A 13724-nucleotide genomic window follows, 5' to 3' on the forward strand; every position below is an offset into this window, starting at 1 on the left:
ATGTTTCCATAGTTTACCCAACCAGCAAATCGCCACTCCTGTCTGCATTTTCCCCCGCAAGACGTACCACAAGCCCCCCGGTTGTGACGAATTTCATCAAGTTCCTTGCATACAGCACCCCACCAAATTCTGCAACCATCGGTGTGACTTGGTCGGTGATGGGATCGACTACTTCAGCAACCACTTCGCCGGCTTTAATCCGATCACCTAATTTCCGACGGTTGAGCAGTAGACCTGAGTGGGGGGCATAAATATACTCACATCCCGCCAGCGCCGTTGCTGGATGAATCAGGGCAGGGGATTCACCCACTTCACCGGCAATATATCCGCCCTCAATCAGCGCATTGATAATCGCGTCGGCATCTTTCTCCGCCATCTCAGGCGATACATCCGCCACACCACGCAGTTCCAGCGTCACCGGCAGCAAGCCGCGCGGCATTGGATACTCATCACCAAAGCGTTCTGCCAGCGTCAGCCACGGCTCACAGCAAGCCTCATCAAACGGTTCACCACCAGAAATTTGCGCCAGCAACTGCACTTCACTACCTAACCAACGCGCCAGCGGTTCAATATCCGGCCAAGCGTGCGGCGTGGTATAGAGATGCGGCAGCGCATCCCAGTCGCAATGCAAATCAATCATCAAATCGGCCTGGCTCGCCATACGCATCAGCGTAAAGCGCTGGGCATCCAGTTCGGTGCGGGCAATGCGGTCACGATAATGGCGATCAATCGCTTCCCTGATCAGGCGTTTATTTTCGTATTCACTTTGTGTCAGTGAGCCAGCGAGTTCTTCAACTAAGGCTTCACCCAATGCCGGGAAGCGGCGGTTAAAGTCTTGTCCTGATAACGTATGGAAACGCCCCAAATGGCTACCATGCCAATGCTGTCCCATGGCTAAAGGATTGCCCACCGGCACCAATGTGATTTTGGCTTTGAGTTGTCCAGCAGATTCCAGCGCCAGCAGTTTCTGTTTCAAGTACCACGCCACCGCCATGCCCGGCAGCTCATCGCCGTGCAGCGCAGCCTGAATGTAGACGCGTTGCTGTGAATCCGTACCGAAGTGGAAGCTAACAATTTCGCGTTGCGTGCCCAGCGAGGCGCTTAATAGAGGATGATGTTGTTGTTGCATAACGCTATCGATGTCCTTTATTCATGGCACGCTTTCAGCGACGCCAGATGCATTTTCTGATGGAATTATAGTGCTGAGTGCAAAAAGGGCGGCAAAAAAGCCGCCCAAAAGATTACTGCTGAATGGAGATGTCCGTCGCGAAGTACTGTTTCTGAATTTTATCGAAAGTGCCGTTCTTCTTCAGTTCGGCAAACGCGTTATCCAGTGCGGTTTTCAGTTCGGTGTCGCCTTTACGCAGGCCAATCGCGGTGCCCGGACCGATAATCGGATCCTGCACAATCGGGCCGGCCAATTCGAAATCTTTGCCCTGCGGATGTTTCAGGAAACCATTGGCGGCTTGAGCAGCATCGGTAAACACCACATCAAGACGACCCGAAATCAAATCGCTCTCAACTTGTGCCTGATCGCCATAAGGTACAACCTGCACGCCATGCGGCTGCCATTTTGCCAGCGCATAACGCTCCTGCACGGTGCCTTGCTCAACGCCCACGGTTTTGCCTTTTAGCGATTCAGCAGTTGGCAGCAAGCCAGAACCTTTACGCGCAATCAGCTGCGTATGGGTGTCGTACAGCGGCACGGTGAAATCAATCTGCTTCAGACGTTCTTCGGTGATACCCATATCAGACAAGATGGCGTCGAACTTACGCGCTTTCAGCGCCGGGATCATGCCATCGAACTGGCTCTCCACCCACACGCATTTGGCCTGCATCTGCTGGCACAGCGCATTACCGAAATCGATATCAAAACCGACCAGTTTGCCCTGTGGCGTTTTGGATTCGAAAGGAGGATAGGTGGGATCCACTGCGAAACGCACCTGATCAATTTTTGCCTGTGCGCCAAACGCGCAACCTGCCAGCACAGCCAGCGCCAGCGTGTGACGCAGGCGGGCGGTTAAACGAGAACTTGCCATAATATCGGTCTTCTTTTGATGTGATGTTGAGTCAGAAAGAGTACCGCTCAGCGCCAGGCAAGGCAATTAGAGGATTATTTTCATCACGTTACCATTATGCAGCGCCTGATAATCCGTAACATTCAGCACCACCGATTGCTCCAGCAATCCGGCATTAAAGGCGATTTCGTCATAACGTTCAAACAGCAGCGGATCGACCACCAGCTGTAAATCAGGATGGAAGCTAAACGGCGGAATAGCACCGAACACGCAGCCGGTCAGCGTATCCACTTCCGCAGGCGAGGCCAGCGACGCGCGTCGACCGCCAACCGCTGCAGCAACCTTGCTGAGATCCGCTTGCTGATCGGCAGGCAGCACCGCCAGCACATGCTGCTTGATACCGTTGCCTTTCACATGACACACCAGCGCCTTCGCGCCTTGCCCCACTTCTGTGCCACGAATCGCCGCCACCGCTTCACATTTGCCGGTCGCTTCATGCTCCATCACGCGATAGCGCGCCTGATGCTGGTCGAGCAGGGCGAGCAGTTTTTCATGGGTGGTCATGGCGTTTTCCATGCTGATGAATAGCGTAGGGTGCGCATTTATGCGCACCTGGAACATTGGTCGCCATGAATGGCGACCCTACGAAACGTTATTTATGACGTGCGCGCAGATTATTGATGATGGTGCTCAAATCCAGCTCCTGATCCTGCAGCAGCACCATCAGGTGATAAAGCAGATCCGAAGCTTCATTCGTCAACTCGTGACGATCGTTAACCGTTGCCGCCAACGCCGTTTCCACTCCTTCTTCACCCACTTTCTGCGCGATGCGCTTGGTGCCGCTGGCATAAAGCTTCGCGGTGTACGAACTCTCCGGATCGGCGCTTTTGCGTGACGCCAGCAGTTGCTCGAGCTGATAGAGGAACGTCCAGTCTGGCGCAGCCGGTGAGAAGCAGCTGGAAGTGCCGAGATGGCAGGTTGGGCCAATCGGATTGGCCAGCACCAGCAGCGTGTCGTTGTCGCAGTCCGGCGTAATGCTCGCCACTTGCAGGAAGTGGCCCGAGGTTTCGCCTTTGGTCCATAAACGGTTTTTGGTGCGTGAGAAGAAGGTGACGTTGCCCTCGCTGAGGGTTTTTTGCAGCGCCTCTTCGTTCATATAACCGTGCATCAGCACTTCGCCGGAAACGTTGTGCTGGACGATAACGGGCATCATGCCCGCGGTTTTGACCCAATCCAGCCTGGCCAGTTGTTCTGCAGTTAACACGCGCGAATCTCCACACCGTTGTCGATCAGGAAGTTTTTCAACTCGCCGATATTGATAATTTGTTTGTGAAACACCGAAGCCGCCAGCGCGCCATCGACGTTCGCCTGCTCAAAGGCGTCGAGGAAGTGCGGCATCGTGCCTGCGCCGCCGGAGGCGATCAGCGGCACTTTGCAGATATCGCGCACTTTCTTCAGCTGCACCAGATCGTAGCCGTTACGCACGCCATCCTGGTTCATCATGTTGAGTACGATTTCACCCGCGCCCAGCTTCTGCACTTCCTGTACCCAATCCAGAGTTTCCCACGTGGTCACTTTGGTGCGCGCTTCGTCGCCGGTGTACTGATTGACGTGATATTTGCCGCTCACTTCGTCAAACCAGGTATCGATGCCCACTACGATGCACTGCACGCCAAAACGATCGGCCAGGCGCGTAATCAGCGTCGGATCGGCTAATGCTGGCGAGTTGATGGAAATCTTGTCGGCACCAAACTGCAGAATGCGCGCCGCGTCTTCTTCGCTCTTAATGCCTCCCGCCACGCAGAAAGGAATATCGATCACTTCCGCCACGCGCGACACCCAGCTTTTGTCCACGACGCGGCCATCTGATGAGGCGGTGATATCGTAGAATACCAGCTCGTCCGCGCCTTCCTGCGCATAGCGCTGCGCCAGCGGCACGATGTTGCCGATGATTTCGTGGTTGCGGAACTGAACGCCTTTCACCACTTGCCCGTCACGCACATCGAGACAAGGAATTATCCGTTTTGCCAGCATGCGATTGCCTCCGCCACCGTGAATTTATCTTCCAGTAACGCGCGACCAACGATCACGCCCTGTGCGCCGCTGCCGCGTAACGCCGCGATGTCATCCAGCGAACCGATGCCGCCTGAAGACTGGAAGGCGATGTCCGGGAAGGCCGCAGACACTTCTTTATACAGCGCGACGTTGGATCCGCTCAGCGTACCGTCGCGCGAAATGTCAGTGCACAGCACATGCCTGAGGCCAACCGGCTGATACCAGCCAATCACCTCTTCCAGCGTCACGCCCGCCGCTTCCTGCCAGCCGCTGATCGCCACCTCTTTGCGGTTGTTGGCATCAATGCGCACATCTAATGCCAGCACGATGGCGTCGGCGCCAAACTCGTTAAACCAGCTTTTGACTTCTTCCGGTTGCTTCACCGCGGTGGAACCGACCACCACGCGCGTGGCACCCGCTGCCAGCAGCGCCGCCACGTCATCGCGATGGCGGATGCCGCCGCCGACCTGCACCGGCACGGTCACGCCGCGCAGTAAGGTGGTGAGCAGGGGAATCTGACGTTTGGCTGGATCTTTCGCGCCGGTCAAATCCACCAGATGCAACACTTCAGCGCCCTGGCGTTGGTAATCCTGTAAGCGCGGCAGCGGATCGCTACCGTAATCGCGCTGCTGGCCATAGTCGCCCTGATGCAGGCGCACCACTTTGCCGTCGATTAAATCTAATGCGGGGATAATCATCACATCTCCAGGAAATTTTTCAGCAGCTGCGCGCCGGCTTTGCCCGAACGCTCCGGGTGAAACTGCACGCCGAAGAAGTTATCTTTTTGCAGGGCAGCGGTGAACGGATAGCCGTAATCGCACTGGGCGATGGTGGCGGCATTCACCGGCATGGCGTAGCTGTGCACGAAGTAGAAGTAGCTGCCATCGGGAATGTCGCGGAACAGATGATGGCCGGCTTTAGCGGTGATCTGGTTCCAGCCCATGTGCGGCAGCGGTAAATCCTGCGTGTCCATCAGCGTGACGGGCTCATCAACCAGGCCGAGCGTGGTGACGCCGCCATTCTCATCGCTACCGCGACCGAGCAGCTGCATGCCGAGGCAAATACCGAGCACCGGCTGAGTACAGGCTTTGATTAAGTCGATGAGATCGCGCTCCTGCAGCTGATTCATCGCCGCCTGCGCGGTGCCCACGCCGGGCAGCAGCAGCTTGTCGGCATGCAGCACCACATCCGGGTCGCGGCTCACCTGCGGCGTATAACCGAGGCGCTCAATGGCCCACTTCACCGACGACAGGTTGGCGCAGCCGGTATCGAGGATCACCACGTTCATCACAGCACTCCTTTCGAGCTCGGCAAGGTGTTGCCTTCCACGCGAATCGCCTGGCGCAGCGTGCGGCCAAAGGCTTTGAACAGGCTTTCAACACGATGGTGATCGTTACGGCCTTTGGTTTTCAGGTGCAGCGTGCTCATCATCGCGTAGGAGAGGGAGCTGAAGAAGTGCTCGACCATCTCGGTGCTGAGATCGCCGACGCGCTGGTAGCTGAACTCGGCTTTGAATTCGATGTGCGGACGGCCGGAGATATCCAGCGCGCAGCGTGCCAGGCACTCATCCATTGGCAGCACAAAGCCGAAACGGCCGATGCCACGTTTGTCGCCGAGCGCTTTCAGCAGCGCTTCGCCGAGCGCCAGGCCGGTATCTTCCACGGTGTGGTGATCGTCGATGTAGAGATCGCCTTTCACATCGATGTTCATGCGGAAGCCGCCGTGCACCGCAATCTGGTCCAGCATGTGATCAAAGAAGCCGACGCCGGTGTTAATTTTGCTGCCGCCTTCACGATCCAGCCACACTTCGACTTTAATCTGCGTCTCTTTGGTGTTGCGTTGCACCAGCGCGTAACGATCGCGTTTGGTCAGGCGCGCCTGAATCGCATCCCAATCTTCGCCTTCCGCGCCGTAACGCAGGCCCTGAATGCCCATGTTCTGCGCCAGCTGAATATCGGTCAGACGATCGCCAATCACGTAGCTGTTGGCGGTATCGAGCGCACCGGCGGCCAGCCAGGCTTCCACCATTTTGGTCTTCGGCTTGCGGCAATCGCAGTTATCTTCCGGCATATGCGGGCAGATCAGGATGTCGCTGAAATTCACGCCTTGTGAGCGGAGAATCTGCATCATCAGGTTGTGCGGGCCGTCAAAATCGGCCTGCGGGAAGCTGTCGGTGCCGAGGCCATCCTGATTGGTGATCATCACCAGCTGATAGCCCGCTGCCTGCAACGCCAGCAGCGCCGGAATGGCATTCTTCTCAAACGCCAGCTTCTCCATGCGATCCACCTGATAATCGGTGGGTGGCTCAGAGATGATGGTGCCGTCGCGGTCGATAAAAAGGATTTTCTGACTCATGCTTGCTCCACTGATAAGGCTTGCAGCGCGGCGATCAGGCGCTCGCACTCTTCACGGGTGCCGATAGAGATGCGCAGGCATCCCGCAAGGCCGGGGTTTTTGTTTTGGTCGCGCAGAATAATGCCTTGATCCCACAGCGTTTTAAACACTTTTGGCGAATCAGTGAAGCGCGCCAGAATATAGTTGGTTTCACTCGGGAACACCTGCTGCACCACGCTTATCTGCGGCAACTTCTCAAACAGCCAGGCACGATTGGCGTTCAACTCGGCAACGTGTTGACGCATGAGCGCAATGCCTTGCTCGCTCAGCGCTTGTCCAGCCACATCCGCCACCGGCGTCGCCAGCGGATAGGGCGCAATCACCTTCATCAGCAGATCGATCACCGGCTTGTTCGCGAGGGTGAAGCCGCAGCGCAAACCGGCCAGCGCAAAGGCTTTGGACAGCGTGCGCAGAATCACTAAGTGCGGATATTCCTGCAGCCAGCCCGCCAGCGTCGCGTCCGGGCAGAACTCGATATAGGCTTCATCGGCCACTACCAGCGCTTTACCGGCGGTCATCGCCAGCAGCGAGCGGATGTCATCCTGATTGATCAGGTTGCCGGTCGGATTATTCGGGCTGCACATATAGACGACTTTTACGCCGTCGAGCTGGTCAGCAATCGCCGGCAGATTCAGCTGCCAGTCATCAAGTGCCGCTACGGTGCGGTATTCAATGCCGATGGTTTCGGCGCTGACGCTGTACATGCCGTAGGTTGGCGGGCAGAACAGAATCGCATCTTTTCCCGGCTCACAAAACGCGCGCATCAGCAGTTCGATACCTTCATCCGCACCGCGGCTCACCAGAACCTGCTCCGGCGTCAAACCGGCGTAAGCGGCGTAGCGCTCAATGACAATCTTTGGCTGGCATTCCGGATAGCGATTCAGCGTCTGCTGCGACAGCTCAAACGGCACCGGCAGCGGGAATTCGTTGGCATTCAGCCACACATCACCGTTACCACCCAGACGACGCGCCGATTGATACGGCGTCAGCGCTCGCACGTTAGCGCGCGCTAACTCTTCAATATTCAGGCTCATGCTTGCTCCTTCAGCGCGGCAACACGCAGGGTAACGGCATTTTTGTGGGCTTCCAGCTGCTCGGCGGCGGCCAGCGTTTCAATCGTCGCGGCAAGATTGAGGAAGCCTTGCGGCGTCAGCTCTTGCACCGTCATACGTTTCTGGAAATCGGCCAGGCCAAGGCTGGAACAGGTCGCGGTGTAGCCGTAGGTCGGCAGCACGTGGTTAGTGCCGGACGCGTAATCGCCCGCCGATTCCGGGGACCAGTCGCCAAGGAATACCGAACCGGCGCTGGTGATGCTTTCGACCAGATCGCGCGGCTGGCGCGTCTGAATGATCAGGTGCTCCGGGCCGTACAGGTTGGAGATCTCGATGCACTGATCCAAATCGCGCAGCACAATCAGGCGGCTGCTCGCTAACGCCTGACGCGCGGTAGCCGCACGCGGCAGCTGCGCCAGTTGCTCTTCAACCGCTTGCGCCACGCCTTCGGCCAGTTGCAGCGACGGCGTCAGGAGAATGACCTGCGAATCCGGGCCGTGTTCCGCCTGCGACAGCAAATCAGATGCCACGAACGCGGGCGTGGCGCCTTCGTCGGCGATCACCAGCACTTCCGATGGACCGGCTGGCATATCAATTGCCGCGCCATCTAAACGCTGGCTAACCTGACGTTTGGCTTCGGTGACGTAGGCGTTGCCAGGGCCAAAAATTTTGTCCACTTTCGGCACGGTTTCGGTGCCGAAGGCGAGGGCGGCAATGGCTTGTGAACCGCCCACCTGAAACACCTCTTTCACGCCACACAGCTGTGCCGCGTAAAGAATTTCATCGGCAATTGGCGGCGGCGAGCACAGCACCACGCGACCGCAACCGGCGATGCGTGCCGGTGTCGCCAGCATCAATACGGTTGAGAACAGCGGGGCGGAACCGCCAGGAATGTACAAACCCACCGATTTCACCGGACGGGTAATCTGCTGGCAGCGCACGCCAGGCTGAGTTTCCACATCCACTTCCGCCAGAATCTGCGCGTTGTGGAAGGTCTCGATATTACTCACGGCCACGGCCATCGCCTGCTTCAGCGTGTCGCTCAGACGATCGCTGGCCGCTTGCATCTCTTCGGCGCTGACGCGCAGGTTATCCACCTGCGCTTTATCGAAGCGTGCGCTAAATTCACGCAGCGCCGCATCGCCACTCTCTTTCACTTGCACTAATACGTCGCGCACGATCTGGCTGATAGTTTCTGAAGCCGAAATCGCCGGACGCATCAGCAGCGCTTGCTGCTGCTCTGCGCTGCATTGCTGCCAATCAATGGGTGTCATCAGCGTGCTCATCGTATTACTCCAACATTTTTTCAATTGGCAGCACGAGGATCGAGCTGGCACCCAGCGACTTCAGCTTTTCCATGGTTTCCCAGAACAGCGTTTCGCTGCTCACCATGTGCATCGCCACGCGGCTCACATCGCCGGCCAGCGGCAGCACGGTTGGACGCTCAGCACCCGGCAGTAACGCAATCACCTCATCCAGGCGCTCGCTTGGCGCGTGCAGCATGATGTACTTGGATTCACGCGCTTTAATTACGCCCTGAATACGCGTCATCATTTTGTCGACCAGCTCTTGCTTGGCGGCCGGCAGTTCGCCGTCGCGCTGGATCAGCACCGCTTTAGAGCGGTAGATCACTTCCACTTCGCGCAGGCCGTTGGCTTCAAGCGTGGCGCCGGTTGAAACCAGGTCACAAATCGCATCGGCCAAACCCGCGCGAGGAGCAACTTCAACCGATCCGTTCAGCAGGCAGGATTTAAAGGCGATGCCTTGTTTATCGAGGTATTTCTTCAGCAGGTGTGGATAAGAGGTGGCGATGCGGGCGTTATTCAGGCATTGCGGGCCGGTGTACTCTTCATCAACCGGCATCGCCAGCGACAGGCGACAACCGCCGAAATCCAGACGACGCAGCGTGAAGTAACGCGGATCTTCGCCCTGAGCACGGCGATTCAGCAGCTCCTCTTCCAGCACGTTTTCACCGACGATACCGAGATCGACCACGCCATCCATTACCAGGCCAGGGATATCGTCATCGCGCACACGCAGGATGTCGATCGGCATGTTCTCCGCAAACGCAATCAGACGCTGCTGCTGAAGGTTAATTTTGATACCGCAGCGTGCCAGCAGTTCGCGTGATTCATCACTTAAACGGCCAGATTTCTGCATAGCTATGCGAATACGGGTGTTATCTAACATGGTTCCTGTCCTCTTATTCAATCCTGTCTGAACGTGTTGGTTGGCGTTCGCCCATAAAAAAACCCCCGGAAGATGATCTTCCGGGGGCTCTCTTTGCGTTCGCACCACTGGAAGATCCTAATCGTCTCCCAGCACACATCGCCTGAAAGACTAGTCAGGGTGATGGTGATGATGGTGGTTGAACTGAACGCGTGTCATAGTAAATTCCGTTGCTGAATGAGTATTCATTTGCGTGCTGAATAACCTAACGAAGATGGTGACAATTGGCAACCCTTTTTTAACCGTCAATTTCCGGAATCTCCCGAAACAGTTTGCGCTGGTTTGGCACATCTACCCGCACTAAGATGAAGTGTGAGCCCATAGCAGGAGTCGATATGAAAAAGGTCGCGATTGTAGGTCTGGGATGGCTGGGTATGCCGCTGGCGATGGCGCTAACGGCACGCGGCTGGCAGGTCACCGGCAGTAAAACCTCGCCGGATGGCGTGGACGCCGCACGCCGCTGTGGCATTGAAGCCTTCCAGCTGGTGCTAACCCCCGAACTGGAGTGTGAAGCCGAAGAGTTAGATACGCTGATGGCAGTCGATGCGCTGGTGGTGACTTTGCCTGCCAGCCGCACGGTGAAAGGCGGTGAAGATTACATGCAGGCGGTGCAGAACGTGGTGGATACCGCGCTGGCGAAGAAAGTGCCGCGCATTATTTTCACCAGCTCAACCTCAGTGTACGGCAGCGGTGAGGGTGTAATGAAAGAGAGCAGTCCGCTGCAGCCGGAAACCGTCGCCGGCAAGACGTTGGTGGAGCTGGAAAATTGGCTGCACGATTTGCCCGGCACCAGCGTGGACATTGTGCGTCTGGCGGGATTAGTGGGGCCGAATCGTCATCCGGGGCGTTTCCTTGCCGGTAAAACCGGGCTGGAAAACGGCGGTCATGCGGTCAATCTGGTGCATCTAGATGATGTGGTCGATGCGATTGTGCTGCTGTTGCAAACCCCGAAAGGCGGGCGTGTTTACAATTTGTGTGCCTCTAAACATCCGTCGCGCGACAGTTTTTATCCTAGCGTTTCGAAGCAGTTGGGGCTTGAACCGCCGACGTTTGTCGCTGAGCCCGAGCGTTCTAACGGCAAGGTGATTGATGGCTCGAAGATCGCGAGTGAGCTGGGGTTTGAGTATACGTATGATGACCCGATGAAAATGCCGCTGGAGTAATTTCTCCTCAACCTAATCCTCTCCCGCAGGCGGGCGAGGGAATCTTTTACTCCCTCTCCCGTAGCAGAGGGCCGGGGTGAGGGCATCAGCGCGCAGCAGATTAAACTCCAAACCGATCCCTTAACGCATACCACGCCGCTCCCATCGCGGTGAGCGGCACCTTAAACCGTCTCCCACCTGGAAACGGCAGATGCGGCAATTTCGCAAACGCATCAAATCTCTCCGCATGCCCACGCAGCACTTCAGCAATCAGCTTCCCCGAAAGATGCGTACAGGTCACGCCGTGTCCGCTGTCGCCCTGCATAAAGAACGCATTCTTCTCCACCTGCCCAAACTGCGGCATGCGCGATAGCGTGAGCAGGAAGTTGCCGCTCCATCGGTGGCTGATTTTGATATCCCGCAACTGCGGAAAGGTGCGCAGCAGCTTGGGGCGAATCAGCGCTTCGATGTCATCCGGCTCGCGCGCACCATAAACTACGCCGCCGCCGTAGAGCAGGCAGTTATCGGCGGTGAGGCGGAAGTAGTCGAGCAGGTAGTTACAATCTTCAACGCAGTAATTGTTAGGCAGCAAACCCAGCGCCTGATCGCGCGTTAAAGGTTCGGTGGTGACGATCTGCGAGCCGCACGGCATGCTTTTGCCCGTCAGGCGCGGTTCAAGCTGTGACGGCAAATAAGCGTTACCGGCAAAAATCACGAAAGTGGCGCTGACTGCGCCCTTAGCGGTTTTTATGCGATGCGGTGCACCGTATTTCACTTCAATCGCCGCCGACTGCTCATAAATGCGCCCGCCGTGACGACGAATCGCTTCGGCTTCGCCCAATGCGAGATTGAGCGGATGCAGATGCCCGCCGCGCTTATCGAGTAAGCCACCGACGTAGCGATCGGTCGCTACTTCGCGCCGAATGCCGCGTTCGTCGAGCAGCTCCAAATCGTGATTGCCGTAGCGTGCCCAAAGGGCTTTTTGGCTGCGCAGGTGGCCCATTTGCCGCTGATTCAGTGCGGCGAAAATGCCGCCGGGACGATAGTCGCAGGCGATAGCGTAACGGTCGATGCGGTCGCGAATGATCTCCGCGCCTTCAAACATCATGCTGCCAAGCATTTGTGCGGTCTGTTTGCCGTAGCGCTGCTCAATCACATCCACGTCGCGGCTGTAGGAGTTGACGACCTGGCCGCCATTGCGGCCGCTGGCGCCAAAGCCGATTTTCGCCGCTTCAAGCAGCACCACATCGTAACCGGCTTCGGTGAGAAACAGCGCGGACGAGAGCCCGGTAAAGCCGCCGCCAATAATGCAGACATCGCACTGCACTGACTCTTGCAGCGCCGGCCACGGCTCATGGGCGTTGGCGGTAGCGGCGTAATAACTTCCCACATGTTGCATGACATCCTCCTTAAGCGCGAAATCTTAGAAATTGGCGGGCGTATGCGCGCTAACAATGCGACACGGCTGATCTGAGGTATTGGTAAAACTGTGCGGCAAGCCGGTATCAATCACATAGCTTTCACCGCGATAGAGATGGTAACTCTGGCCGTTGACCACCAGCGTGATTTCCCCTTCCAGCACGGTGCCGGTTTCCTCGCCGGGATGGCGTAACTTCTCGCCGGTGCTGGCGCCGGGTTCATAACGCTCCAGCAGCATCGCCAGCGCGCGCCGTGCAGCACCGTTATCGATCAGCATCAGCGATACGCCAAGGCTGCCGATCTCCACGCACTCTTCCGGGCGCACAATCACCCGCGGCGTGGCATTGATTTTGGGTTCGGAGAAAAACTCTGAGAGCGAAAGCCCGTAAACTTTCAGCAGCTTCTGTAAGGTGCTGACGGCCGGGCTCACTTTGTCCTGTTCGATAGTGCTAATGGCGCTGTGCGTTAAACCTGATAACTCAGCGACGCGACGCTGAGACAATCCCAACTCCTGCCGAATCTGCGATAAGCGACGTCCGGGTGCCAGAGTGGCATCATTCATGGCTGTTTTTCCTTGTGATAACAGACAGCGGCGTGGATAAAGGCCTCAAACAGACGGCGCGAGACCGGATCGCGATCGGAGTGCCATTCCGGATGCCATTGCACCGCAAGAGCGAAAGGGTGCTTTGGCAGGCTTACGGCTTCAACCAGCCCATCGGGCGCGCGCGCTTCGACACGCAGCTGTGGACCGGTTTCGCGAATGCCTTGCCCGTGCAGCGAATTCACCGCAAAAGGTTCGGCTTTGCCGAGCAGTTGGCTCAGCATGCCATCCACTTCTGGCTGCACGGTATGCACCGGCGCATATTGCTCGTCCAGCGGCAGCGCGTCGTTTTCACGATGCTCCTGAAACAGATGTGTCATATGCAGCTGGCGATACAATGCGCCGCCGTTAGCGACCACCAGCTCCTGCAAACCGCGACAGATGCCGAACATCGGCATCTTTTTACCGATCGCATGGGTGATGAGCCCGAAGGCGAGGCGATCGCGCGCCGGATCGGCATGCGCCTCAATACCGTCTGCGCCGTAATGCCAGGGTTCAATGTTGCTGGGACTGCCGGTCAGCAAAATGCCATCCAGCACGGTCATACTGTTTTCTAATAGATGAGGTGCCTGCATCAGTTGATGCGGCAAGGGCAGCGGCACGCCACCGGCAAGCACAATAGCGTCGAGATATTTGTTGTGAACCGTTTGCCCTGCGTGGCTGCCAATAAAGTTCTGGCACATCACTACGCCAATCAAGGGCTTGTCAAAAATAATGCCCATAACGTCTCCGCGTTGCTGTTCAATATTTTCGCCGGAAATGCGCGGCTGGCCTTAAAAGTGTGCAATATTTTGTCAATCTAGCAACCGATCGT

16 protein-coding genes and 1 other annotated feature are annotated in these 13724 nt (G+C 57.1%); of the genes, 1 reads left to right on the top strand and 15 read right to left on the bottom strand.

The window, feature by feature from the left end:
* Positions 1-13: 13 nt before the first annotated feature.
* The 12 genes from K5Y32_RS14940 to hisL form a co-directional block, all read right to left on the bottom strand.
* Positions 14-1129 (bottom strand): succinylglutamate desuccinylase/aspartoacylase family protein, encoded by a 1116-nt coding sequence (locus tag K5Y32_RS14940; protein WP_222184818.1) that lies wholly within the window; start codon positions 1127-1129, stop codon positions 14-16.
* A 112-nt stretch (positions 1130-1241) separates the two neighbouring features.
* On the bottom strand, positions 1242-2039 hold the full coding sequence (locus K5Y32_RS14945) for an ABC transporter substrate-binding protein (RefSeq protein WP_222184820.1): 798 nt from the start codon (positions 2037-2039) through the stop codon (positions 1242-1244).
* A 66-nt stretch (positions 2040-2105) separates the two neighbouring features.
* The gene (locus tag K5Y32_RS14950; RefSeq protein ID WP_222184821.1) at positions 2106-2582 is read right to left on the bottom strand and encodes a YbaK/prolyl-tRNA synthetase associated domain-containing protein; all 477 of its coding nucleotides are present in this window, start codon (positions 2580-2582) and stop codon (positions 2106-2108) included.
* A gap of 88 nt (positions 2583-2670) precedes the next feature.
* Entirely contained in the window at positions 2671-3282 is a 612-nt protein-coding gene (gene hisIE, locus K5Y32_RS14955; RefSeq protein ID WP_101763386.1) for a bifunctional phosphoribosyl-AMP cyclohydrolase/phosphoribosyl-ATP diphosphatase HisIE, read from the bottom strand.
* A complete protein-coding gene (hisF, locus tag K5Y32_RS14960; protein WP_222184823.1) occupies positions 3276-4052 on the bottom strand; it encodes an imidazole glycerol phosphate synthase subunit HisF in 777 nt (258 codons plus the stop codon). The genes hisIE and hisF overlap by 7 nt, the downstream gene beginning before the upstream one ends.
* Positions 4034-4771 carry a 1-(5-phosphoribosyl)-5-[(5-phosphoribosylamino)methylideneamino]imidazole-4-carboxamide isomerase gene (gene hisA, locus K5Y32_RS14965; protein WP_101763388.1) on the bottom strand — a complete coding sequence of 246 codons (738 nt, stop codon included), beginning with the start codon at positions 4769-4771 and terminating at the stop codon, positions 4034-4036. The genes hisF and hisA overlap by 19 nt, the downstream gene beginning before the upstream one ends.
* Positions 4771-5361 (bottom strand): imidazole glycerol phosphate synthase subunit HisH, encoded by a 591-nt coding sequence (gene hisH / locus K5Y32_RS14970; RefSeq protein ID WP_101763389.1) that lies wholly within the window; start codon positions 5359-5361, stop codon positions 4771-4773. Before hisH ends, hisA begins: the two co-directional genes overlap by 1 nt.
* A complete protein-coding gene (hisB, locus tag K5Y32_RS14975) occupies positions 5361-6428 on the bottom strand; it encodes a bifunctional histidinol-phosphatase/imidazoleglycerol-phosphate dehydratase HisB (protein ID WP_137386098.1) in 1068 nt (355 codons plus the stop codon). Before hisB ends, hisH begins: the two co-directional genes overlap by 1 nt.
* Positions 6425-7501 (bottom strand): histidinol-phosphate transaminase, encoded by a 1077-nt coding sequence (hisC, locus tag K5Y32_RS14980; RefSeq protein WP_222184825.1) that lies wholly within the window; start codon positions 7499-7501, stop codon positions 6425-6427. The genes hisB and hisC overlap by 4 nt, the downstream gene beginning before the upstream one ends.
* Positions 7498-8805: a histidinol dehydrogenase gene (gene hisD / locus K5Y32_RS14985; RefSeq protein ID WP_222184826.1), complete on the bottom strand. Its 1308-nt coding sequence runs from the start codon at positions 8803-8805 to the stop codon at positions 7498-7500. The genes hisC and hisD overlap by 4 nt, the downstream gene beginning before the upstream one ends.
* A 4-nt stretch (positions 8806-8809) precedes the next feature.
* A complete protein-coding gene (gene hisG / locus K5Y32_RS14990; protein WP_137386095.1) occupies positions 8810-9709 on the bottom strand; it encodes an ATP phosphoribosyltransferase in 900 nt (299 codons plus the stop codon).
* A 53-nt stretch (positions 9710-9762) separates the two neighbouring features.
* Positions 9763-9884: a sequence feature (His leader region), on the bottom strand.
* Positions 9860-9907 (bottom strand): his operon leader peptide, encoded by a 48-nt coding sequence (hisL, locus tag K5Y32_RS14995; RefSeq protein WP_100396937.1) that lies wholly within the window; start codon positions 9905-9907, stop codon positions 9860-9862. Its footprint overlaps the feature before it by 25 nt.
* Before the next feature lie 176 nt (positions 9908-10083).
* Between hisL and K5Y32_RS15000 the strand changes: the two genes are divergently transcribed.
* Complete coding sequence (locus tag K5Y32_RS15000; protein ID WP_222184828.1) at positions 10084-10911, top strand: SDR family oxidoreductase; 828 nt, start codon at positions 10084-10086, stop codon at positions 10909-10911.
* A gap of 100 nt (positions 10912-11011) precedes the next feature.
* Here the strand turns inward: K5Y32_RS15000 and K5Y32_RS15005 are convergent, their stop codons facing one another.
* From K5Y32_RS15005 to puuD, 3 genes are read right to left on the bottom strand one after another with little or no spacing between them, the layout of a single operon-like run.
* A complete protein-coding gene (locus K5Y32_RS15005) occupies positions 11012-12289 on the bottom strand; it encodes an FAD-binding oxidoreductase (RefSeq protein ID WP_222184830.1) in 1278 nt (425 codons plus the stop codon).
* 24 nt (positions 12290-12313) lie between these two features.
* A complete protein-coding gene (puuR, locus tag K5Y32_RS15010) occupies positions 12314-12871 on the bottom strand; it encodes an HTH-type transcriptional regulator PuuR (protein ID WP_008104818.1) in 558 nt (185 codons plus the stop codon).
* The gene (gene puuD, locus K5Y32_RS15015) at positions 12868-13632 is read right to left on the bottom strand and encodes a gamma-glutamyl-gamma-aminobutyrate hydrolase (RefSeq protein WP_222184831.1); all 765 of its coding nucleotides are present in this window, start codon (positions 13630-13632) and stop codon (positions 12868-12870) included. The genes puuR and puuD overlap by 4 nt, the downstream gene beginning before the upstream one ends.
* Between the last annotated feature and the right edge of the window lie 92 nt (positions 13633-13724).

The organism is Pantoea sp. DY-15, from assembly GCF_019795935.1.
Lineage (GTDB): Bacteria > Pseudomonadota > Gammaproteobacteria > Enterobacterales > Enterobacteriaceae > Pantoea > Pantoea leporis.

What these genes read in the sequence shown, in the direction of transcription:
- K5Y32_RS14940 (WP_222184818.1), bottom strand. Translation starts at nt 1,129, where the DNA reads ATGCAACAACAACATCATCCTCTATTAAGCGCCTCGCTGGGCACGCAA.
- K5Y32_RS14945 (WP_222184820.1), bottom strand. Translation starts at nt 2,039, where the DNA reads ATGGCAAGTTCTCGTTTAACCGCCCGCCTGCGTCACACGCTGGCGCTG.
- K5Y32_RS14950 (WP_222184821.1), bottom strand. Translation starts at nt 2,582, where the DNA reads ATGACCACCCATGAAAAACTGCTCGCCCTGCTCGACCAGCATCAGGCG.
- hisF (WP_222184823.1), bottom strand. Translation starts at nt 4,052, where the DNA reads ATGCTGGCAAAACGGATAATTCCTTGTCTCGATGTGCGTGACGGGCAA.
- hisA (WP_101763388.1), bottom strand. Translation starts at nt 4,771, where the DNA reads ATGATTATCCCCGCATTAGATTTAATCGACGGCAAAGTGGTGCGCCTG.
- hisH (WP_101763389.1), bottom strand. Translation starts at nt 5,361, where the DNA reads ATGAACGTGGTGATCCTCGATACCGGCTGCGCCAACCTGTCGTCGGTG.
- hisB (WP_137386098.1), bottom strand. Translation starts at nt 6,428, where the DNA reads ATGAGTCAGAAAATCCTTTTTATCGACCGCGACGGCACCATCATCTCT.
- hisC (WP_222184825.1), bottom strand. Translation starts at nt 7,501, where the DNA reads ATGAGCCTGAATATTGAAGAGTTAGCGCGCGCTAACGTGCGAGCGCTG.
- hisD (WP_222184826.1), bottom strand. Translation starts at nt 8,805, where the DNA reads ATGAGCACGCTGATGACACCCATTGATTGGCAGCAATGCAGCGCAGAG.
- hisG (WP_137386095.1), bottom strand. Translation starts at nt 9,709, where the DNA reads ATGTTAGATAACACCCGTATTCGCATAGCTATGCAGAAATCTGGCCGT.
- K5Y32_RS15000 (WP_222184828.1), top strand. Translation starts at nt 10,084, where the DNA reads ATGAAAAAGGTCGCGATTGTAGGTCTGGGATGGCTGGGTATGCCGCTG.
- K5Y32_RS15005 (WP_222184830.1), bottom strand. Translation starts at nt 12,289, where the DNA reads ATGCAACATGTGGGAAGTTATTACGCCGCTACCGCCAACGCCCATGAG.
- puuR (WP_008104818.1), bottom strand. Translation starts at nt 12,871, where the DNA reads ATGAATGATGCCACTCTGGCACCCGGACGTCGCTTATCGCAGATTCGG.
- puuD (WP_222184831.1), bottom strand. Translation starts at nt 13,632, where the DNA reads ATGGGCATTATTTTTGACAAGCCCTTGATTGGCGTAGTGATGTGCCAG.